Annotated in this window: 19 protein-coding genes; 11 read left to right on the top strand and 8 right to left on the bottom strand. The window is 41.3% G+C overall.

What is annotated here, in order from left to right:
* Positions 1–324: 324 nt before the first annotated feature.
* The 5 genes from AC2TDL_RS04200 (at position 325) to AC2TDL_RS04180 (ending at position 3,566) form a co-directional block, all read left to right on the top strand.
* On the top strand, positions 325–708 hold the full coding sequence (locus AC2TDL_RS04200; RefSeq protein ID WP_484698957.1) for a hypothetical protein: 384 nt from the start codon (positions 325–327) through the stop codon (positions 706–708).
* 29 nt (positions 709–737) lie between these two features.
* Positions 738–1,241: a hypothetical protein gene (locus AC2TDL_RS04195; protein ID WP_484698956.1), complete on the top strand. Its 504-nt coding sequence runs from the start codon at positions 738–740 to the stop codon at positions 1,239–1,241.
* A 195-nt stretch (positions 1,242–1,436) separates the two neighbouring features.
* Positions 1,437–1,697 carry a hypothetical protein gene (locus tag AC2TDL_RS04190; RefSeq protein ID WP_484698955.1) on the top strand — a complete coding sequence of 87 codons (261 nt, stop codon included), beginning with the start codon at positions 1,437–1,439 and terminating at the stop codon, positions 1,695–1,697.
* A 268-nt stretch (positions 1,698–1,965) separates the two neighbouring features.
* Positions 1,966–3,105, top strand: coding sequence for an IS4 family transposase (locus AC2TDL_RS04185; RefSeq protein ID WP_484698954.1), 1,140 nt, complete (start codon positions 1,966–1,968; stop codon positions 3,103–3,105).
* A 173-nt stretch (positions 3,106–3,278) separates the two neighbouring features.
* Positions 3,279–3,566, top strand: coding sequence for a hypothetical protein (locus AC2TDL_RS04180; protein WP_484698953.1), 288 nt, complete (start codon positions 3,279–3,281; stop codon positions 3,564–3,566).
* A gap of 87 nt (positions 3,567–3,653) precedes the next feature.
* On the opposite strand, the gene AC2TDL_RS04175 is transcribed toward AC2TDL_RS04180, so the two are convergent.
* Positions 3,654–4,625, bottom strand: a complete 972-nt coding sequence (locus AC2TDL_RS04175; protein ID WP_484698952.1) for a DUF3991 domain-containing protein — start codon at positions 4,623–4,625, stop codon at positions 3,654–3,656.
* An 83-nt stretch (positions 4,626–4,708) separates the two neighbouring features.
* Here AC2TDL_RS04175 and AC2TDL_RS04170 point away from each other — a divergent pair, with 83 nt between their 5' ends.
* The 3 genes from AC2TDL_RS04170 (at position 4,709) to AC2TDL_RS04160 (ending at position 5,882) form a co-directional block, all read left to right on the top strand.
* Positions 4,709–5,230 (top strand): hypothetical protein, encoded by a 522-nt coding sequence (locus AC2TDL_RS04170; RefSeq protein WP_484698951.1) that lies wholly within the window; start codon positions 4,709–4,711, stop codon positions 5,228–5,230.
* A gap of 90 nt (positions 5,231–5,320) precedes the next feature.
* Positions 5,321–5,593 carry a type II toxin-antitoxin system Phd/YefM family antitoxin gene (locus tag AC2TDL_RS04165; protein ID WP_484698950.1) on the top strand — a complete coding sequence of 91 codons (273 nt, stop codon included), beginning with the start codon at positions 5,321–5,323 and terminating at the stop codon, positions 5,591–5,593.
* Positions 5,580–5,882 carry a type II toxin-antitoxin system RelE/ParE family toxin gene (locus AC2TDL_RS04160; RefSeq protein ID WP_484698949.1) on the top strand — a complete coding sequence of 101 codons (303 nt, stop codon included), beginning with the start codon at positions 5,580–5,582 and terminating at the stop codon, positions 5,880–5,882. The genes AC2TDL_RS04165 and AC2TDL_RS04160 overlap by 14 nt, the downstream gene beginning before the upstream one ends.
* 170 nt (positions 5,883–6,052) lie before the next feature.
* Here the strand turns inward: AC2TDL_RS04160 and AC2TDL_RS04155 are convergent, their stop codons facing one another.
* The 7 genes from AC2TDL_RS04155 to AC2TDL_RS04125 form a co-directional block, all read right to left on the bottom strand.
* Positions 6,053–10,675, bottom strand: a complete 4,623-nt coding sequence (locus tag AC2TDL_RS04155) for a DEAD/DEAH box helicase family protein (protein WP_484698948.1) — start codon at positions 10,673–10,675, stop codon at positions 6,053–6,055.
* 59 nt (positions 10,676–10,734) lie between these two features.
* Positions 10,735–11,418 carry a hypothetical protein gene (locus AC2TDL_RS04150; protein ID WP_484698947.1) on the bottom strand — a complete coding sequence of 228 codons (684 nt, stop codon included), beginning with the start codon at positions 11,416–11,418 and terminating at the stop codon, positions 10,735–10,737.
* Positions 11,361–11,882 (bottom strand): TnpV protein, encoded by a 522-nt coding sequence (locus AC2TDL_RS04145; protein ID WP_484698946.1) that lies wholly within the window; start codon positions 11,880–11,882, stop codon positions 11,361–11,363. Before AC2TDL_RS04145 ends, AC2TDL_RS04150 begins: the two co-directional genes overlap by 58 nt.
* Before the next feature lie 771 nt (positions 11,883–12,653).
* Positions 12,654–13,100, bottom strand: coding sequence for a DUF6075 family protein (locus AC2TDL_RS04140; protein WP_484698945.1), 447 nt, complete (start codon positions 13,098–13,100; stop codon positions 12,654–12,656).
* Positions 13,084–14,136, bottom strand: coding sequence for a ParB N-terminal domain-containing protein (locus AC2TDL_RS04135; RefSeq protein ID WP_484698944.1), 1,053 nt, complete (start codon positions 14,134–14,136; stop codon positions 13,084–13,086). Before AC2TDL_RS04135 ends, AC2TDL_RS04140 begins: the two co-directional genes overlap by 17 nt.
* On the bottom strand, positions 14,126–14,917 hold the full coding sequence (locus AC2TDL_RS04130) for a ParA family protein (protein WP_484698943.1): 792 nt from the start codon (positions 14,915–14,917) through the stop codon (positions 14,126–14,128). Before AC2TDL_RS04130 ends, AC2TDL_RS04135 begins: the two co-directional genes overlap by 11 nt.
* Before the next feature lie 1,048 nt (positions 14,918–15,965).
* Complete coding sequence (locus AC2TDL_RS04125; RefSeq protein ID WP_484696056.1) at positions 15,966–17,405, bottom strand: IS6 family transposase; 1,440 nt, start codon at positions 17,403–17,405, stop codon at positions 15,966–15,968.
* Between the two features lie 173 nt (positions 17,406–17,578).
* Here AC2TDL_RS04125 and AC2TDL_RS04120 point away from each other — a divergent pair, with 173 nt between their 5' ends.
* From AC2TDL_RS04120 to AC2TDL_RS04110, 3 genes are all read left to right on the top strand, one after another.
* On the top strand, positions 17,579–18,652 hold the full coding sequence (locus AC2TDL_RS04120) for an amidase domain-containing protein (protein ID WP_484698942.1): 1,074 nt from the start codon (positions 17,579–17,581) through the stop codon (positions 18,650–18,652).
* A 551-nt stretch (positions 18,653–19,203) separates the two neighbouring features.
* Positions 19,204–19,824 (top strand): FtsX-like permease family protein, encoded by a 621-nt coding sequence (locus AC2TDL_RS04115; protein ID WP_484698941.1) that lies wholly within the window; start codon positions 19,204–19,206, stop codon positions 19,822–19,824.
* Positions 19,825–19,951: 127 nt separating this feature from the next.
* On the top strand, positions 19,952–20,971 hold the full coding sequence (locus tag AC2TDL_RS04110; RefSeq protein WP_484698940.1) for an endo-1,4-beta-xylanase: 1,020 nt from the start codon (positions 19,952–19,954) through the stop codon (positions 20,969–20,971).
* The last annotated feature ends 137 nt before the right edge of the window (positions 20,972–21,108 follow it).

Below are 21,108 nucleotides of genomic sequence, written 5' to 3'. Positions count from 1 at the left end.
CTTAAATTCTGCAACGATTGTATCAAGAATACCAGGTAATAGTTTTCTGGTATCTTGTTGCAATAAATAAGAGTCGACTTCCATGTATCTTTATAGCGGTAACCGGAAATCGACTCTATACGCACTTTGCTATGTTATACAAAGCAAACAGCCTAGATTCTATTATAAAACATATAATTGCTTTGTACATAGACAGGAGTAGCCACTAGGAAAGGAGGGGATTTTTCACAAGTATTATTGAAACAGGGGTTGTGATGAGTCTACATCGCGTATTGCCCGTGAAATTAAGTATTTCGGCTATCAAGTTTTAGGGAGGGAATACCGATGAAGTTTCGTGCTATTTCGATTATTATGGCTATTTCATTACTTGCCTTTCTAATGGGTTGTAGCGAAGCAGAGGTTGCTGCTGATTGGATAAGCACAGAGTATTCTCAGAATGAAGTAAATCAGCTCCAAAAAGAGGTTGATGAAGGTCATAAGCCAGGTGCATTGGAATGGAGGCAAGTAGCTCGTGAGTTTTTAAACTCAATGGAAATAGAAGTTGATGAATCCGTTGATTCCAAAGTCATTACAGAAGAAGATTCCAAGCTAGTCGTTCAATATACTGTAATGGATCAAAGCGTAGTTGAATTGGAACTTATTCAGCCTAGTAAGGAAGGTAATTCTGGAATATATGTAGTCAGTCGATATCGGTTCGTTACAAAGTAAACTAAAAGGTGAGAAAGGAGATCACTAAAATGAGAAGAAGATTCACACTTTTTCTATTGTTAACGCTAGTTGTTGCACTTTTTGCATCAGGTTCTACCGTTTTAGGAAAAGCGCCTGAAGTTATTGAAAAGGACAGTGCGCTAACCAAAAACAAAGAGCTTCTTTACTATCTGTTTTGGACTCAGGATCAAAAACTGGAGAAGGATATTGCTGATCTTCAGGCCAGTTTGAGATTGTCGGACGAGCAAGTTGCGGCACTGAAAAATTTGGGCTTGGAAGAACATCAATCTTCCGTAGGATTACAGACCCAAGCTCAAAAAATCACTGTGCAGTCGTTCAATAAGCAGGCTGAAACAATCTTTGAACAACGTAACAGATCATTGGAAAAAATGTTGGGCGACCAATATGAAGCATTTGGTGAATGGTTAACGAAATGGTGGGAGAGTGAACGTGAGTATCGGATGGCTTGGTTTAAAGAAAGAAACAGTCAAATAAGCATTCAGGCGGATATTGATCGGATTTCTAATGTTTAGGCTACTCAATACACCCCAAATACTTCCGGTGCCCATGAAGTTGCTCTTCCCGATAAATATGTAAAATTTGCCAATCTTGGATGGTGGAGCGATATTCCAAATTCGATAGAAGATAATTATGATTCTCCGGAATACACAGTCAACGTTTATAATCCAAGTACTAATATCGCAGCCAACAGTGTACCGGTAGATGAAGTGGGGCCTTGGAATACTAATGATAATTATTGGGATTCTGATGACGGAACTAACCCTAGAAGATTTGGGGCTGATTTGGACTTGGGAACTCCTGCGGCCACAGCAGCTTTTTATGATGACTGGAACGATGGAAAAGACGAAAGCGGACGTACTGTGCTTAATCCAGCAGGTATTGACTTGACACCTAGTGTGGCATCTCATATTGGATTCGGCACGAATGTCAGTGGATTTGTAGATGTTCGCTATTCAGACTTACCGTAGCCTTCTCCTTTTGTACAGTACCCAACCCGAACATGCTTCGCACTTGTTGCGATCCATCGTTCGGGTTGCCAGTTGGGTGGACTTCTACCCTTTATTCTAGAATTTCAAATGATAGGATTTTATTAAAATAAATGAAAACACTAGCGTTGCATTAATTTTATCAAAATGTTCATAATTTTCTGTAGTTTAGGCATCCACACATAAAAAAATCCTTTACAATGGAATGGCAGGTAGTTCCTGTCCATAATCCACCGAAAGGATATTCGCTATGGACAAGGATACCTTATTTTCTTCATTTGGTAAATGGGTAGCGCCCATTTGTTCAAAAAAATTTAAAGAACAAGTGGAATTAACCCAGCAAGATAAGTACGTTAAGAAACTCACAACACTTGCTTATTTGAAGTTGTTCCTACACGCTCAGCTTCATCAGCGAGACGGACTGCGTGAAATTGCCGATGATGTACTCTCTGATGAATTTCAGAGTGAACTAGGTTTAGATTCCATCTCGGCAGCCCAACTTAGTCGTAAGCATAATCAAGTCGATCCCGTATTACTTGAACAGGTCTTCTCTGAATTAGTGAATCAAATCCAAAGTCAGGCAGGACATTTCAAGCACAAACACGATTTTAAAGTTATCGATTCCACAACTATTGGTCTTTGCTTACAGAAGTATCAATGGGCCACCTTTCGTAAAACGAAAGCAGGCATTAAAGTTCATCTTCGTCTTGTTTTTGTGGATCAGGATGATGTCCTTCCCGAAAGGGCGGTCATCACACCTGCTAAGAAAAATGATCGCACTCAGATGGATGAACTCATTGATGAAATTGGGACGACCTATGTGTTTGATCGAGGTTATATCGACTATGCTTCGTTTGATCGCTATTGTGATGAAGGCATCTTTTTCGTCACTCGATCTAAAAAAAATACCGACATGCGTCCGATTTATGCATTTACTGTTCCTGAAGATAGTTCAGTACTGTCCGATGAAATGGTCTATGTTGGTACACCGCAGAAACGAATGGAGAATGTGTTGCGGTTAATCCACACCGTTGATTCGGAAGGGAATCTCTTGCAGATTCTCACCAATCGGTTTGATCTGGATGCAGATGAAATCAGTGACATGTACCGCAAACGTTGGGCCATTGAAACATTCTTCAAATGGATGAAACAACACGTCCGAATTAAATCGTTCTACGGCACAAGTGAACAAGCGGTTATGAACCAAGTGTGGATTGCGCTGATTGCCTTCTGTTTACTGGTGTTGATCAAACAAGAGACAGGAACTCATCATACGATACTACAGCTATACCGATGGTTGAAGGTGTTGCTGTGGAAACCGTTCCAAAACTGGTTAAAACAGATGAGGAAACCACCAACTCGAACATCCGCAGGACGACGAAAGACGTAAGAATGTTGTGCCACTAGTTGCGTTGACCTAGTTGTATATTTTTACCAAATGGACAGAGCTACCTCTATTACCTGTTCTGCCTTTTGGAAAATGGAACTAAAAACATATTCTGAATTTTCAAACAACTTTTAATCACTACTTTTATGCAACGCTAGTGAAGAGAGGTGAGAGAATTGGCGGAGGATCTGATAAATATAAGATTGTCACGTTATGCAAATGAAGTGGCTGAAAAGTTAGTAGACACTGGATTTTTCGATTATACGTCTACAGTGGCGAAATTTGCACTTGCGTATGCATTAAAAAATCATTTTGATGAGATCGATCCCTCTTCATTTGTGCCACCGGATACAGGTGGTTCAAATTATAATATTGGTAGCTTTGATAATGATGGTCAGTTAGCAATTCTTTTAAAAGCAATTTACCCTGAAACCACAACGCCTTATGTTTATGCTCGAGCCTAATGATTTATGGACTTACTAAGATCGGGGAAAGACTGGCTAAAGATGATTCATTGAAAATTAGTTCCCTTTTATAAAATCAACGCCAAATTATCTTTCAAAATGAATATCTGCTTGAATTGTAGTATTTTGTTGCTCTCTTATGAACATCAGATATTCATTAAAGTCTTTGAGAAGCGGGGTTTCAATACTAGTGACATAATTTAATGATTCATATTTTTTTGCAAATTTTAAGGCAGCCTCTTGTCCCCAGTTGGGGGCTGGGCTGCCGTTTTGGAACGTAGCGTCCTCGTCATTATCAAGGCCAAAAACTATCTCTGTGATGGTGTGATACTGTAGGAATCGATTCAGTGCTTGATCAGACAAGCAACCCAGCGATATTCGATGATCAGATTTCCAGTCACCACCACCTAGTTTCTTCAAGGTCGCATGGCTCATGGCATCAATAGGACTTTCGAATACATAGACCTTCTGGCTATTCCCAGCAATGTGAAAGGGATAGCTCTTATCTGAGTATGGTCTATCTTGCTTAAAGGATTGCTCTGGTCTAATACCGCGCAGAGAGCAGTATCTCGGTGTTCCATCCATATCGTGGGCGACGAATACACAATTTCCTGTTTTGTCCTGTTGATACAGCTTTTTTTCATGCATCAAGCAAGAAACGATTTCTGGATCGGTGCCCCGAACTTGAATGAGATACCAAGCGACCCGCCTGAAGTTAGGTGCTCTTTCAGGGAGAATAAGTTGGCCACGTAGTCTATCTATTTGAGTTGGTGGTTGATAGTGAGGTAATTCGGTTTTCAAAAGGTAAGCAACAGCTTCTTTAAATCCCATGTTCAAGAACTGTATGACAAAGTCGATGGGCCCACCGTGGCTGTCGGTGGAAAAATGATAGTATTTGTTACTATCTCGGAAAAAGTAAAGGCCGCCGCTTTGCTTCGCATGAAGCGCGCGACGGCCGCCGTTTTCGAGGATGTAGCCATGGGATTTGGCGAATTCAATTAGGTCAATGCTATTGGCTTGGGCAATTTGATCTTTGGTAAAGAGTAAGCTCTTCGCCACTCGACCGCCTCCTTTTCGTTGTTATCCTATGGTGCAAACGATATAATAATGGAAAGATTGGGGTTACGATTGGGGTGGTATGGGTGAATAAGATAACTAAACTGTTCAAAGAAAGCATCTGGGATTTGTTGAAAGATAATGTTAAGACCGTAATTATCAGTTTAATAACCGCTTCCGTACCTTTCATCATGTCATTTATTACAACTTTGAAAACTATTGAACTAACGTTTAACTTACCAACGGTTATTAGTGTGATAGCCTTGGTTATAATATTATTGCTTGTTATTGTTCAAATTTCCAAACGAAACAGGTTTTTAAAGAACGAAAACTATGAGTTATTGCATCCTGAAAATCCAAATATTAATAAATTCAAGAAAGGTGATATTGTCATTCGCAAAATTGAAGCAGAGAATCTAGAGCCTGAAAAGTTAAGTGTTGTGAACAAAAAAAGGTCAGAAATAGAATGTAGAAAAATGGATGGTCAGATGATAAAGCTTGCTCCTGAAGAATTATTGACCGATGATGAAACGAAGAAAGTATTTAGAAAGATTAAAGAAGACAAAGAAGCAGTTGCTAAGGTTTTTTCACAAATGAAAATTTATTGATTTGTAGGGAATGGGTATAATGCCTGCATCTCATTGAACGTATATCGTGATTATGATAAAATTATGATAAATGAGTGAAGGGGTGAGAACATGCCGCATATAAGACCCGTTTCGGATTTAAGAAACAACTTTGCTGACATTTCCAAAGTGGTGCATGAAACTGCCGAACCCGTATTTCTGACGAAGAACGGGTATGGCGATATGGTTGTAATGAGCATTGAAACGTATGAAAAGATGCAGTTGAATGTTATGATTTATGAGAAGTTGAAACAAGCAGCGGTGGAAGCCCAAACAACGGATGTTCGGTATGACTTTGATGAAGTAGCATCTGAAATGAGGAATAAACTCCTTGAAAAGCTTTAAAATTAAGCTGCTTCCCACTGCCCGAATTGATTTGGGCGATATGATTGATTACCTGTCCGAATATAGTCCAGAAACAGCCCTGAAGCAGTATGACAGGGTAATTGATAGAATCAACACATTGAAGGAATTTCCTTTTATGTGTGAAGAATATCCGATTGAAGTCATGGGTTTTCGATATAGACGAATGGTGATTGATAAATACCTGGTCTTTTACATTGTGAAGGAACAGGTTGTGGAAATTCACAGAATTTTGTATGCTAAGATGGATGTGACCAAGCAACTTAAATAAACGATTTTGCTAATAAAAATAGCTAGGTATAGGTGAAATCAGGCGTACGTATAGCCTGATTTTTTTGATCATTTCTGTGACAAAAACATCTATTTTGCGAATGAAATTAATTAACCTTACAATGGCAGTTCCTATATGAAAAGTAGAAGAGGCAGACCTGGGAAGTGATATTAATTTTCCAGTTCTGCCTCTATCTCATGGCTTTGGACCGATTGTTCCTCTGAGTCCTCACTCAAAAGCGTTCCTTGGTCTTGAAGCTCCTTAAATTCCAGCGTGGAGTTGATTTCGGACTGTCGAGCTACGAGCTGTTGCAATTTCTGATCCTCATCAAAAGGCTTACCGATTTCTTTTTGAGCAGCTTCCAACTGCTTCAAGGTATCTTCACGCTTTTGTTCGATGTCGCGGAGCATTGTGGGGAATTTAGCAATCAGATTCTCCAGTCGTGATACATTTCCCAGTGTTGATTCCCCAAGAGGAATGGAGTAGGTTTCTGCACCACGTACTTGCAAATGGACAGATTCAAAGGCGGAACGAAACAGAAAAAGCGGAAACCCGCAATATTGACCGATCTGTATCTCAGGTTGTCCTGCCTCAGTCATGTTTGCCAACAAAAGTAGAACTTCTCCGGCTTCGGGCCGTTCTTCATAAGTCTTACCGTCCAGTCGAATAGAAAAGGACGACTGGCGATGTTGTTCCGCTGTCTGAATATCCGCCAAAACTTTCTCTTGTTTTTCATTGCAGGCTGCGATCATCGCTGGGTAGCTTTTTTGAATTTTATTTTCGAGCACTGTTTGTTCGTTTTGCCAGTTGGCTTTTAGTAATTTTAATCGAGCAACTTCATTATCTACATTCATTTTCTCAGCCAGCAACGGGTTGCCAGTGGCCACTGCTTTGACTTCGGCAGCTGACAGCATCGTTTCATCCGCATCATCGCAGGAACGGGAAATGCTTTTGCCTGTCATGACTTGGGAGATATAGCGTAGCTTCTGCTCTTGAATTTGCCACAAGTAGGCGTCAAAGGTTCCCTTGGTTACATAGCGAAAAATCTGTACCGTCTCATTCTGGTTTCCTTGTCGTAAGATACGTCCGTCACGCTGTGTAATGTCGGCCGGACGCCAGGGACAGTCCAAATGGTGGGCGGCAATAAGCCGGTCCTGTACATTGGTACCAGTCCCCATTTTTTGCGTCGATCCAAGCAGAATGCGGACTTCACCGCGGCGCACTTTTTCAAACAAGGCTTCTCGCTGGACATCCGTTTTGGCGTCATGGATAAAGGCAATTTCCTGCTCTGGTACGCCACGAAGCATCAATTGGTTTTTTATTTCATCATAGACATTAAACTGTTCGGGTTTTGGTGTGCCGCTGTCGCAGAAGATTGTTTGAGTGAGTCGATCGGCCTGCGTCTGATCCCAGATGTCAAAAACCTGAGCGGCACAGCGATTCAATTTGGAGTCGGGATCGGAGGGAGCCTCTTCATTGACCAGTCGCGGATCAATCGACATGAGTTTCGCTTCGTGTGTCAGCTTCAGCATATTATCTTCTGTCGCATCAACCTCGTTGTTGCGTATTTTCTCCGCACGTTCTACAAACTCGTTCATCATCATCTTCTGATAGAGCGTACATTCACTGACAACGATGGTCGGTTTTCCCCCTTCGAGTTGCGGAGTAGGGAGATTCAGCATGTCGGAAGTTTGAATATCCGCTACGAGGCGAAAGAGGCTCATTAATTCCGGCAGGTTATGGAATTTAGCGAAGCGGGACTTCATCCGGTAGCCACTGCCTTCCGGTGTAATTTCCAAGGAGGTGACGACTTCTCCAAAGGTTGCGGCCCAGTTGTCGAAGAAGTCCAGTCCGAGCTTTTTTAGAAGGTGAGGCTGAAGGTAGCGCTGCATCACGTACATTTCAGACATACTGTTGCTGATCGGTGTTCCGGTTGCAAACACGACACCCCGGCCATGATTCATTTCTTGCAAGTACTGACACTTGAGCATCATGTCGGTAGCTCGTTGGCTGCTCGATTTGCCAATTCCGGCCACATTCCGCATTTTCGTATACGTAAAGCAGTTTTTGTAGGCATGGGCTTCATCGACAAATAGCATATCGACGCCAAGCTGCTCAAAGGTTAACAGATCATCTTTTTTCTTTTCATTCGCCAGTCGCTCAAGTCGGGATTTTAAATTTTTCTCAAATATGACTATCTGTTTGATGCTCCAATTGTCTCCTTTTTCCTTTTTCATTTGGTCAATCATCTGGGAGACACTACGGATCTCGTCCTCCAGTAATCGCTCCTGCCGTTCACGAGAGATAGGGATTTTCTCAAATTGACTGTGTCCAATAATGATGGCGTCATAATTGCCCATCGCAATCCGAGACACAAAACGTTGACGGTTAGCGAGCGCAAAATCCTTTTTCGTGGTGACCAGAATATTTGCAGTGGGGAAGAAACGCATAAATTCGTTGGCCCATTGCTCCGTGAGATGGTTGGGCACGCAATACAGCGGTTTTTGCACCACACCGAGACGCTTCAAGGTCATGTCGGCGGCAACCATGGCCGCCGTTTTTCCGGCTCCTACTTCATGTGCCATCAGTGCGGTGCCGGAATAGAGAATACGCGCCACGACATCCTTTTGATGTTTGCGCAGTTCCATTTCCTCGCTCATCCCGGGAAACGTCAGGTGATCGCCATTATAATGACGCGGGCGAACCGTATTAAACTTGTCGTTGTAAATGGATAGCAATGTATCAGCGCGCTTCTGGTCTTGAAATAACCAAGAGGCGAATGCTTCACGCATTTGTTGCTGCTTGGATCGGGCGATCATCGTTTCCTTTGCATTGACCACATATTTTACTTGTTCGTTGCCGTTTGCGTCCAAATAGGGGACGGGATCGCGCACAGTAACGCTTTGCAGATTGAGGCTATTTTCAAAAATTTCATACGCATTGGCGCGGTTCGTCCCATACGTCTGGTTCACCTTGATGGAATCCCGTTCCAACGATTTGCCCGACACACGCCAGGTATTGGTGTATTCCAGATAATCAACATCAACGGCTTGGCTATTTTGAAACACCTTGGCTGTTCCAAACGTTTCGTACATGAACTCTCGGTAATAACGGACAGGAATCCACGGACTGCCAATGCGAAAATCAATATCACCCGGCAGGAGAGGGGCAGGCTGAACACGTGTCAGCGCTTCTACATTTCGGGTAAACAGTTCAGGATGTTCCTTCGCTTTCAGCGTGGCATAGGCTAACTTGTCTTTCACATGACCGGATAAATATTCTTCATCGAGTTCCCACCCCTCATCTATGTCTCCGGTATACTTTTGCGGGTTCAGATAGATGCGTTCTCCGAGTTCCTCTCGTACTTCATCTGTTGTTTTGTTGCACAGATAAGCGATGTAAGGCAAATCAATCCGTAGTCGTTGATTGAGACAAATTTGCATCGCCTCAAGCGCTGATTCAGTATGTTCAGGCAGGCGATTCGGGCGGATGGTGGGTCGAAAGAAAATGGCCGCTTTTACCCATGTTTTCTCGGGAGTATAATCTTCAATGGAACGAAGGAGCGGCAGTTGATCGTCATCGGCAAAAGCGTTGATATTGGCTCGCTCGTTTATGGCTCCGTAAGAGCGAACAAAACGATCATAGACGTGATTAAGCTGACGTTGAGCTGCTGCCAGTTCGGCGTTATCGTATCCGTCTTCCTGCGATTGAATGTCAATAACATTCAGCAGCGCTAACCTGATTTCGCATAGTCCTTTAATTCGCTCGGCTTTTTTTCCTTGAATATCTTGCGATAGCATTTCGCCGTTTTCGCAGTAGTAGATCCGGTTATCTTCTACGACATAAGTATAATTTTTAACGCCTACGGGCGCTTCGCGTCGTTCCGGCTCGTCACTATTTGATAAATCTTGTAAATGAGGATGCCGCGATTGTAAGGGCAAAGAAGGAATATTCGCTTGTAATGAATCAAGCGCTTGTTTTAAAGCGGGGAGAAAATCCTGTCCTTCCAGCGGTACGCAAGCAGTGGTTTGTTCCGGCCCGTACATGCCGCGATCCCAAATCATACGGCCAAGCACCATTTCGGGGTGAGACAAGTAATAGCGGTTAATGGGAACATCGTCCTCTGTCATTCCGACTTCTACCCACTCAGGCCAATCCTCATTGGAAAGGCGAATCGGAACCGCTCGTTTTTGCAAAAATATGATATCGGTCGTTACGGTTGCACTTGCAAGCGATTGAAAGGTGGTGTTCGGCAAGCGAATGGCACCGATCAGTTCAGCTTGCTGAGCTAGTAATTTCCGTATGCTGGAATCCTGCTTGTCCAGCGTGCCTTTGCTGACGATATAGGCCAAAATACCGCCTGGCTTCAGCAAATCGAGCGACTTGATAAAAAAGTAATCATGGATGAGATAATTGCTTTTGTAATGCTTGTCAAACACGCGAATGTTATTAAAGGGGATATTGCTAAACATGGCATCGAAACGGGTGTTTTTCCAGTTTACAGTCTCGAATCCTTGCAGACGAATGTTGGCTGTCGGATAAAGCTGGCGGGCGATCCGTCCTGTTAATGGGTCAAGTTCGACACCATGCAGTTCAGCATTTTCCCATTCTTGTGGCAGAACGGAGAAAAAGTTGCCTGAACCCATGGATGGTTCCAGCAGCTTTCGCCCTGTACCGTCTTTTAGTCCGAAGCGTTTCAAGGTGTCAAGGATAGGTTGAATTATCGTCTGTTCCGTATAGAATGCAGTGATCGTGGAATTACGAGCGGTTGCGAATTCCTCTTCATCCAGCAATTGTTTTAGCTCTGCAAATTCATTTTCCCAGCCCGCGGCGGTGGGATGGAACGCATTAGCTAAGCCGCCCAGCCGACATAACCTGCCAAGACATGTTGTTCCTCCGGCGTAGCCTGCCGTTCTTCCTTCTCTAATTGCTTTAACAGGCGAATGGCTTCTACATTGCGCTTGTATTTGCCTTTTGGGCCAGAAACGTAAGGAGAATGCGCCGGATCAAAACGGTAGTTGCTTGCAGTGGAGACGGTAATGGCAGGAGTAGAGTTTTGCGACAAGTTGTCAATGGTAGTAGCAACATCAATCGAGCCGTCGGAGAATAAAGCTTGGCGCGATCTGCTTTGTGCAGTAGGAGGTTGAACATTATCAATGAACACCTCCTCTTGTTTGTTTTCTGTAAGTTGTTCGGCATAACTAAACAAGGTCCATTCCGGCTCCTGTGGAGGAAAGGGAGGGAGGCTTTCGCTATACCGTCCTTCCCGAATCAGGGTGAGCAAGATGGAGGCAACTTTGTTCCATGTGAGCGTAGCTTCGTGATCGCCAGTTACATCCGTCCATGACAGTTCAATGCCTTTGCCACTTGTCATGTAGCCTTGCAGACCAAATCCCAATTCGCCTCTGGCACCGCCTGTACCGTACAAATTTTTTAGCACGGGCACAAGATCAGCAGGTTTCACTGGATGATGCTCGGTCACAAATTGATAGATGCGCGGTTTAAACGTTTCCTCGTCTTGATTGCGTTGCAGCAAAACTTCCAGCATCTCCTCCGCAGAACGACGTTCATCATCAGGCGGAAAAAAAGAACCGCCCTCCAGCGGTTTCTGGGACGGTTCGGGTGAAGCTGTCTCGGTTTGAACACGATGTCGTGTAAGATCAGTTCTTCTGCTGTTTCCTTGACCTGATTCAAATGGCGCGTCCTCTCCAGCGTGTCGTCGGTTTGTGGCATTGGACGAAGCCGGAGAAGCTGTTCGGTCAGGGACTCCATCTTGCTCAAGGCTTCTTGTTCGACTTCGCTCATTTTCTTCATTAGGTCGCCTTGCATTTGAAGAATTAGAAACCGTTGTGGGTGATGGTTGCGCAGATAATTCAGCGCCATTCTTCCATAACGTCCTAGCGGTTGACTGACCGCTTCCGGTTCGTTCGAGATTTGCAGATTTGGATACAGAAGGCCGTCGATCTCGCGATAATTCAAGTTGGGCTTGCTGTTGCTCATGAGAGAGTCTCCTTTCGTTATTAAGGATTTTTACGTGACGGGCGATGTCTTTCAGGATGTCCCGGGCTATTGTTGTCACTTGATGCCCCAATCGGGTGGCAAGAGGCAGCGAATCGAAATGAACAATGGTAGAAAAGTCCACGTCTTCCGGTTCCGGCAGCTTGCAGCGGCTGTGAACGAGGAAACGGATACTGTCTTGAACCAAATCCTGCATGTGTTGTTCTAATCCGTGCCAGGGGATGGAACCTAGCCAATGTTCCTGAATATCCAGTTCAATATCTTGGAACAACTCGTCCATAGCTGATAAAGTAGCTTCCCTTGAAAAGCTAGTAATGGCTTCGCTTAAATGAATCGTATCATAAGAAGTCAGTCGTCCCGCAAGCTCCTCTGTATCAATGGACTCTAGGTTCCAAAGCGAAGGAAGCTGTCGTCCTGTCGTTTGCGTTACGTCAAATAAATGAACAAGCGAAGGATGGTCTTGTATGAAATCACAGACAGCGATACTTTTTTCTCCTAATTTCACACGACGACCAATTTTGTTCCATACAGGCAGAGGAGCCAGCATAGTGGCATTAGGATTTTGACTATAGATCAGCAGTGAATTATCAAAAGAGTATTTATAGGTAGAAGAAGCAAAGTACAAATAGTTTTTCCATGCTTCTTCGCTTTGGGTCAGCTCTGCAATGGCCGATTGGTATAGATTTCGCAATTGTTCGATTCGCCGCATGATGGTCCTCCTCTCCGTTGGATTGTATTCATTTCAAAAAATGATTAGTGTTCCAAGTCGTAATCGACACGATTGTCCGTTACGACAGTCGGAACATCAATAAAATCATAGGATTGCAAGCTGGCATATTCGGCATAACGCAGTTTGACGGCTTCAAAAAAATAAGGTAGCAATCTGTTGTCGAAAAGGAAGTATGGGCTGTAGTTTCTAGAAGCATCCTGTATATCTTCGCCAACGTACCCGTTGTACAGGTTAAACGCCAGACGAGTTAGCTTGACAGTAGAACTGGTCTGCCAAGCTTGTTGCAGCCCCTCCAATCGAATACTGTTATCTTCAAAATCATATAAGTCCCGGACATGCTGGCGGGTTTGTTCAGTGAGGCCGAACAAATAAAACAATGCTTTGCGATATGGGTCTTCGTGACTTCTTGTCATTCGCATCATGCCTTCGTAAAATTGATGATGCTCCAAATCCTTAAACTTCGTAAGCATGGTTATCCTCCTTGGATTCTTGTAATGGGGATTGCTGATGGTGTTGAGAAAAATACAGTTCCAACGCCTTGTCGATAATCTCCTCAACCTTCGTTGCTTTGGTGTCGGGTGAAAAATATTTGGCATACAATTTGTGCTTGAGCTTAAAAGGGGCGGGCGATTTCCTACGCGGCTTGCGGGTCGCTTCGCCGGATAAGATTTTTGCTGATTGCTCGGCGGTAAGCTTGCCAGAGTAAGATCGCAATAATTCAGCCTTTTTCATATCTACTTTGTACTCGTTTTGTGATAAAATTTTTTCAACGGTCCTTTGTTCATCTTGCGATAAATACGATAGACTTACCGCCGGATAAATGCCAAATTCCCCATCATCAACCCGTTTTTTAAGCTCAGCAATTAAATGCTCAATTCGCAATAATCGGGCAACCGTGTTTTTGGAAAGTCCGTACTCGTTGCCTAGTTTCTCGTCACTTCGCAACTTCGCCCCTATTAGGGACGAAGTTTCGTTTTCCTTTATATGATGCGGGTTTTCGAGCATTTGGAGTTCTTCAACAATGTCATTTCTCTTTCCTTGGGAAAACATATCGGAGTAACGAAGAGACAGCACCTTAGCTTTTTCGGAAGGAAGCATTTCGCTAAAGGAGCGTTGTAACACATTTGTCTCTACGACATACATAAGCGCTTCTTCATCCGTAATGTTTTCTTTAACGATAGCGGGCAAATGTTCCAGTCCGATTAGTTGAGCAGCGTTCATGGGGTTATGCCCGGCGAGCATCTCGAAGTCACAGCCATTCTCATCTGTTTCGATTCTACGAATAATGACGGGCACAAGCACACCGTTGCTTTCTATACTGTTTGCCATATCCGTAAGACGTTCGCCATCATATAAGCGGAATGGATGATCTTTGAAAAATCTTATTTTATTTATCGGAATAGTTTGTATTCCTCCTTTTTGGTCGGAGGATTCTCCCGGTTGTTCCGATAGAAGCAGCAAGTCGTCGATGCTAGCTAGTTTTGGAACAGGTCGTTTAGGTGCCACTCGCCATCAACTCCTTGGCTAACTCTTGATACGCTATGGATACTTTTGATTGGGGCAGAAACTCGATAATACTTTGGCTGTAAAAGTTTGCTTCTCCAACCTTGACGGAGTGAGGAATTTGAACATTAAATACTCGAATGGTTTCCCGGTAATATACTTTCACCAGACGAAAAGCTTCCTTATATAAATTGGTTCGTGTATCGCACATGGTCATTAAGATGCCTTTAATACTAATGCGCGGGTTGATGCGTTTTTTCACCTTCACAATGATCTTGAGTAATTGGGTCAAACCTGTTGCAGACCATAGCTGTGGATTGACTGGAATCAATACGCTGTCGCTGGCTGCCAAAGCATTGATCGTGAGTAAGCCAAGCGAAGGATTTGTGTCAATGATGATATAGTCATAATTGCTTTTCATCGGTTCTAATAGAGTTGCCAAAGTCTTTTCACCGCCCATCTCATCGCGCAGATTAATTTCGGCTACGGACAATTCAATGTTGCTCGGAATCAGGTCGATGTTGCCATGAGAGTGAATGAATTCTTCGGTTGCTGGAAGCGGTTCGTCTGTCATCATTGCGTTCATCACATTGAACATCGAAAACTTGAGTTTATCCGGCTGCTCGATACCAAAGCACATGGTCAGATTGCCTTGTGGGTCGAAATCAACCAGCAGCACTTTTTTTCCTTCATTAGATAATGCGTAAGCCAAATTGTAAGCAGTAGTGGTTTTTCCTGTACCGCCTTTCTGATTGGCAATGGTGATCACCGTTGTTTTGGTCATTTCAAAACCCTCCCTGAAGCAGTGGCTTCATTTTAATTTGTCAATGGTAGGGAGCGGGCTGTTCTGTTATCGTTCTCTCCGAGTTCTCTCCAACGTCCCAAAACAGCTTCATTTTGGGTAGTCGCCGGGAAGCCTTGCGGAGCCTGAAAAAAATGAAAAAACCCGCAAAAAACCTTGATTTGACAAGGCTTTTCGCGGGTTTTAGATTCCTTTTATTTGACTTAATTTCTGCTATATTCCGAGTAGCATGAGCGACTCAAAATCCGTTTCTCGCAAGGGAGTGGGGGTTCAAGTTCCTTCACCGGCACCAGTACATACAAGCACAGCTCACTAGAGAATTTCTCTAGTGAGCTTTTTTGCTTTGAAATAGAAATTTATGGGAGAGTTGTCGCACTTAGATTGACAATCTATCTTTTATATTAAAGTAAGTATCCTTTAAGTTTGCTTTCTTTTCTCTCTCACTTAATTTGATTACTTAATTAAATCTAATAATTATCATAAATGTAGCTATTTTTGGCTTTCGATAACTTCCCCCTTCAATTAAGACTTGTTTTATACATGTCAATACAAAAACATATAGTAATATAAATAATTGGTATAATCACAGTAATATAGAAATTATTCTACGATTGTATCATGGTACCAAAAATAAATATGGTATCTTGTTACAATATATTAGCATTTATCTTAAGAGGTCTATGAAAACACAAAAGTAAATAAATCAATTCTAAATTCTCTTTGCTAGGTGAAATAATGATTTTAGATGAGAGTTCTGTCGGTAAATAATCATGTGGTAGTGTCAAAAGTTCTATGAAAACTCAATAGGTGTTCGGGTCGTCTCCCATTTGTTGGGTGGAAAGGCCACGCAATCGCTCTTGACAAACACGCCAATGGTTTGACTCTACTTTAACAAGGGCGACGGGGACAAAAAGAAGGCATGCTAAATAGCCCTTGGTTTTTCCATTTTAAACCATTGGCTAGTTCGGTTTGTCAAGAGTTCGCTCCGCCGATTGCTCGTTTTTACTTCGGGCTCTGCTAAACCAAAAAGTTAGGCTGGTTGTTGTTCGTTAATCCATTGTTGTGCTAAAGCGATCAGTTTAGTCCATCTCGCAGGCATATTCGGGAGCTGCAGTAACTCTGGATTAAGCACTGGCACCTTACCTTCTAATGCAGAATGAGGCCTTAAAAAGTTAAAGTAAGCTACAAACAGGGTCACAAAAGAAACAGATCCTTGTTCGGATCCAAACCCGTGTGTTGAACGATAATTGCCTTTAAATGTGCGATTTAGTCTTTCGATAACTTGTTTGAGATGCCTATACTCCGTTGACACAGGATCTTCATTGGTAAGTCCAATAACCTGCTTGATGTCGAACTGAATATCGTGTTGAGCGAAAAAGTGCTGAGCTAAGAGATAAATCGGATTGCCATCCACCACAAATGTAAGATCTTTAGGAATCTCTTTCAGTTTCATTAAGACATCATCAATGGCACGGATTGCTGACACTGTATCCCGATTTGGCGATACTGGGTAAGACAAAATAATCTTTTTTACCGCATCAAAGAAGAAAAACAAGTAATGCCAACGCCCATTCACCTTGATGTAGGTTTCGTCTCCACAGAACTGGTCAGAAAGTTCGTAGGGATAATAATCTACGTAAGGCTTAAGTATTAGGGCAACTGCATTCTCATAATTTAAAATACTTTGATGCGATATGCTTACCCCATGTACATCTTTCATGAGTGCAGCTGTTTTACGGGCCGAAAGTCCATAGTTGACATGATAGGTTAAAATGAGCCCCAAAGTATGTGGCGACGCATACAGCCTGGATAAATCAACCTTGGGCTTTTTGGGGGAAGACTTAGACAATGGCTGAAAATCGATGTGAAACTGCCGGAAAATGTATCTTAACTTAAAGGATTGAGGATCTTTTTTAAACTGTCTCTTCTCTTTCGAAGACATACCATTTAGTTTCTTTTGGTAATAGGGACAATCATTATTTTTACACTTGAACACGTTAAAGTCTTTTCGCTCTTTGATTTTTTCAAGAGTCTTAGAACAATGAGGACACTTTAAAATGGCCTCTTTCAAATAGCGGCTCTTATCATTAAACAGACAGGAACATACCTTACATTGATACTGTCCTTTGCCCCCATTATTGGCATAAAGATAATCCGATGGAGCACCACACTTCGGACAGTTCATAGATTTAGGTACAGTCGTCTTTGCATTCAAACGCCTTTGAACAGGCTTTAGATGTTTACCGTTTTTCTCTAGGTATTCTGTTAGAAGGATTCGATAATCAAGCTTCTGAAGAGTTTCGTTGATCGGAAGATCATCCACCTGAAGCTTACGATATGGTTTATTGATTGGCTCTTCTTTAGGTTTATCAAACATGTTTTTACCGATAAGAAGAGTAAGTAAAGTTTTAATAATTTGATCTTGGTACTTGATAAATTCAAGTAAATAGGTTAATAATTGAGGATACAAACTTGTCACTTCCTAGTTGTTTGGGATTAAGTGTTCGGTGTGGTAACCTTACTTTTAACCTAAAACTATGGGGGTGGCAAGTTTTTTGCTTTCCGAGACTTATATATCAAGGAAAACCCTCAATTATATATATAAAGTTTTTACAATACGAATCATGTAAAAGGAGTGAGAATATGAATTTATCAAAAAAAATCAAAAATTTGGGGATTTATTCACTAATTATTTTCTGTTTAACATTAGTGCCTAATGTACATGCTTTTTCTGATAATCAACAAGCTCCCTCAAAAAATGAGACGGATATTTCTATTAACCCTTATGTTGAAGCATACTTACAATATGAGTCGAAAAGAGAAATGCAAGTTGAACAAATCCATTCTATTGTTGATCCAGAGATACGCAAACAAATCAATGTTCAGACTTTAAATACCTATTATATAAAAGATGTTGAGGTTGGAAAAATCCTTTCAAAACTTTTAAAAGACAGCAATTATAATCAAAAGGCAATTTCATTAGAGATAGATGATAGAATAGAAGTATTGCACTCAATTGTTGATAATTATAAGTTAGCTGATGAACAAGTTCAAGAGCAATTTAAAGGATATATGATTAGATACTCTGAAAAAGTAAACGATGAACTTTCTATTGAGTTATTGGAATCAATCACACCTAAAGAAAGGACGCTATCAATACTGGCAACTTATAATGGAGCACAGGCAGCAAATTGGGCGTATGACAATTATGATAAATACAACTCAAACTATCCTGCCTTTAATAATGGTTGGGGTAACGACTGTGCTAATTTTGTATCGCAGGCAATGCATGAAGGTGGAGGGATGGCATTTGTAGATGATTGGTATGTTTACAAACTAAATTCCGTATATCCTTCCCCTGCAAATGCTAGTCAATTAGATTACAGTTGGGATTTAGCCGATCCAAGTCCATGGATTAGTGCTTCTGAATTTGCATCATATTGGCGCGGTGAAGTTCCTAATTTCTACTATTCAAAAGCGAAATATATTTCTGATCATGAGGATATATATTACTATGATATAACTTTAGGAGATGCTGTTGTATTTAATACTGGTTTTGCAGGTATATTTGATATAGCAGAGCACATAATGATTATATCTAGATATGATTCTGTAAATAAAGACTTCAAGCTAGCTGGGCATTCAAATATGAGACAAGCATATCCTCTGCTTGATGCAATTCAGAATTACAGTTCGATTTATTTCTTGCGTTTTTAAATCTTATAATGAAAGCAAAAGTCGTGATTATCACGACTTTTTGCTTATTAGACATAGAAGAGTTAAGTGATTTATTTCATTTAATTAAGAAATATCAGAGGAGGTGAAAAATTGAATTTCCTAGTTATAATTATTTCTCTAATCATTTCAATAATTATTTCAGTCGCAGTATTGAGACACAAAAAAAGTAAATGGAATGCTGTATTTACTTCATTTATTGTCAATCTCATTATCTTAGGAACAGCTTATTGGATGTTTTTTAATTGGGATAGGGACTCACAGTTGTTTGGTATAGATTTTAACGATAGATATGTATTATTGGTATTTATCCCAGTAAACACTTACTTAAACTACCTTATTATTTTATTTACAAATAAGAAAGGAAGAATATCAAACAAATAGATTGTTATTTATAGCTGTGCTATAGCTTCAATGGACTTTAACTATACTTAGGTGTTTCAGTAGGTGATGCGCTTTTTCTGCGAGAACCAGAGAAGGATGATGTAAAGTTAGTTATTGCAGCAATAATTGATGGATATCTCCCTGGTTCAATGAGTGTAAAAACAATTGCTTATGTCGATGCAGAGCAATTAAAAATAGGCGCTGATAAGGAATCGTTAGTCGGCAGCAGAGCTAGAGCGTGGAATACATTATTGCTATATATAGATGAGAAACTGCGAGATTCAATATATGAGGAACTTGAGGCATATGCCTCATTCTATACAAGTATTCGTTATGGAGATAAGCAGCTAGCAATTAGCTCAATAAAGGAGTTTGCTCATCAACGATTTATATTTTTATATGCAATTATTATAGTGACTTTACTTATAAGTACAATTGGTCTTTATTATACGATACATGCATTTATTAACAGCCGACGCAAGGAATTTGCTATTTTAATTAGTTTAGGAACGAGCTTTAGACAATTGCGAAGGATTATTGCATTACAGCTTTGTTGGTTTTGCCTTATAGCAGGAATAACAGGAGTTACTACTAGTTTGATTATATCTAGCACATTATTGCTAGCTATGGAAAGTCCTTTCATTTCAATACCGTGGCTTTTCATTGGTTGGTTATTTATCGGAATATTGTGTCTTGGCTATACTTTTGCTTTTATTTTATCGCAAAAGTTAAAGGATCAGAGCATACCTCAGCTAATGAAGGTGGGTTAACTTTTTTCCATATCTACAGTGCGACAGGTTTAATTATCTATAATTTGAAGGGTTAATGAATGTATATCGCCAATGTATACTATATTGTGATACAAGTGTAATAACCAAATGATTTGGAGGGCATGAGATGAGAGAAGCTGCTAGTTTTACAGAGCCTGCACTAAAGAAAGTATTCGCAGACGATTTTCTAATTGGTGCGGCGGTAAATCCGCTGACAATTCAGAGACAGGAGCAGTTGCTTGTTTATCATTTCAATAGCATTACAGCTGAAAATGAGATGAAATTTGAAAGTCTTCATCCACAAGAGGAGTTATACACTTTTGAGAAAGCAGATGAACTGGTTGCATTTGCACGAAAACATGGGCTGGCAATGCGTGGACATACCTTGGTGTGGCATAATCAGACGAGTGATTGGTTGTTTACAGATAGTGCAGGCGGAATAGCTAGTAAGGAGCTGTTACTAGAAAGATTAAAGTCACATATCAATACTGTTGTTGGAAGGTATAAAGAAGATATTTATGCTTGGGATGTAGTTAATGAAGTGATTTCTGATGAGGGAACAGAGCTACTGCGTCAGTCAAAATGGCTTGAAATTGCTGGGCCTGACTTTATTGCTAAGGCATTCGAATTTGCTCATGAAGCAGATCCTAAAGCATTGCTGTTTTACAATGACTATAATGAATCAAACCCACAAAAACGAGATAAGATCTATACTTTATTAAAGTCACTGTTAGAACAAGGAGTACCTGTACACGGTGTTGGCTTGCAGGCGCACTGGAATCTATATGATCCTTCGCTGGATGATATTCGTGCAGCGATCGAAAAGTATGCTTCACTTGGTCTGCAATTGCAGCTTACAGAGCTAGATATATCGATGTTTCGCTTTGAGGATCGCCGCACAGATTTGAAGAGCCCACCATCTGAACTGCTTGAACTTCAAGCTGAGCGCTATGAAGCTTTATTCCGATTACTTAAGGAATATCGAGATGTCATCTCCTCCGTTACATTTTGGGGGGCAGCAGATGACTATACTTGGCTTGACGGTTTTCCAGTACGTAATCGAAAGAACTGGCCATTTTTGTTTGATACGCAGCATAATCCTAAATTAGCTTTTCACAGAGTAATTGGTATAGAAAGTAAAGGTTAATTGTGGCGTCTGCTCCATACTTTTGGTATGGGTGGGCGCTTTTTATTTGTCCGTAATCTTGAGCTTGTAAAAATTGGCAATCAACATCAATGATAAATAAGGTAAAGGTATGAAATCAAACAGGTTTTACCATATTT

Source organism: Paenibacillus sp. plas6, from assembly GCF_057221655.1.
Note: the sequence above shows the minus strand (reverse complement) of the source record. Positions and strands in the feature narration are given on the sequence as shown.

What these genes read in the sequence shown, in the direction of transcription:
- AC2TDL_RS04195 (WP_484698956.1), top strand. Translation starts at nt 738, where the DNA reads ATGAGAAGAAGATTCACACTTTTTCTATTGTTAACGCTAGTTGTTGCA.
- AC2TDL_RS04110 (WP_484698940.1), top strand. Translation starts at nt 19,952, where the DNA reads ATGAGAGAAGCTGCTAGTTTTACAGAGCCTGCACTAAAGAAAGTATTC.
- AC2TDL_RS04120 (WP_484698942.1), top strand. Translation starts at nt 17,579, where the DNA reads ATGAATTTATCAAAAAAAATCAAAAATTTGGGGATTTATTCACTAATT.
- AC2TDL_RS04115 (WP_484698941.1), top strand. Translation starts at nt 19,204, where the DNA reads ATGAGTGTAAAAACAATTGCTTATGTCGATGCAGAGCAATTAAAAATA.
- AC2TDL_RS04140 (WP_484698945.1), bottom strand. Translation starts at nt 13,100, where the DNA reads ATGCTTACGAAGTTTAAGGATTTGGAGCATCATCAATTTTACGAAGGC.
- AC2TDL_RS04185 (WP_484698954.1), top strand. Translation starts at nt 1,966, where the DNA reads ATGGACAAGGATACCTTATTTTCTTCATTTGGTAAATGGGTAGCGCCC.
- AC2TDL_RS04130 (WP_484698943.1), bottom strand. Translation starts at nt 14,917, where the DNA reads ATGACCAAAACAACGGTGATCACCATTGCCAATCAGAAAGGCGGTACA.
- AC2TDL_RS04200 (WP_484698957.1), top strand. Translation starts at nt 325, where the DNA reads ATGAAGTTTCGTGCTATTTCGATTATTATGGCTATTTCATTACTTGCC.
- AC2TDL_RS04145 (WP_484698946.1), bottom strand. Translation starts at nt 11,882, where the DNA reads ATGAGCAACAGCAAGCCCAACTTGAATTATCGCGAGATCGACGGCCTT.
- AC2TDL_RS04165 (WP_484698950.1), top strand. Translation starts at nt 5,321, where the DNA reads ATGCCGCATATAAGACCCGTTTCGGATTTAAGAAACAACTTTGCTGAC.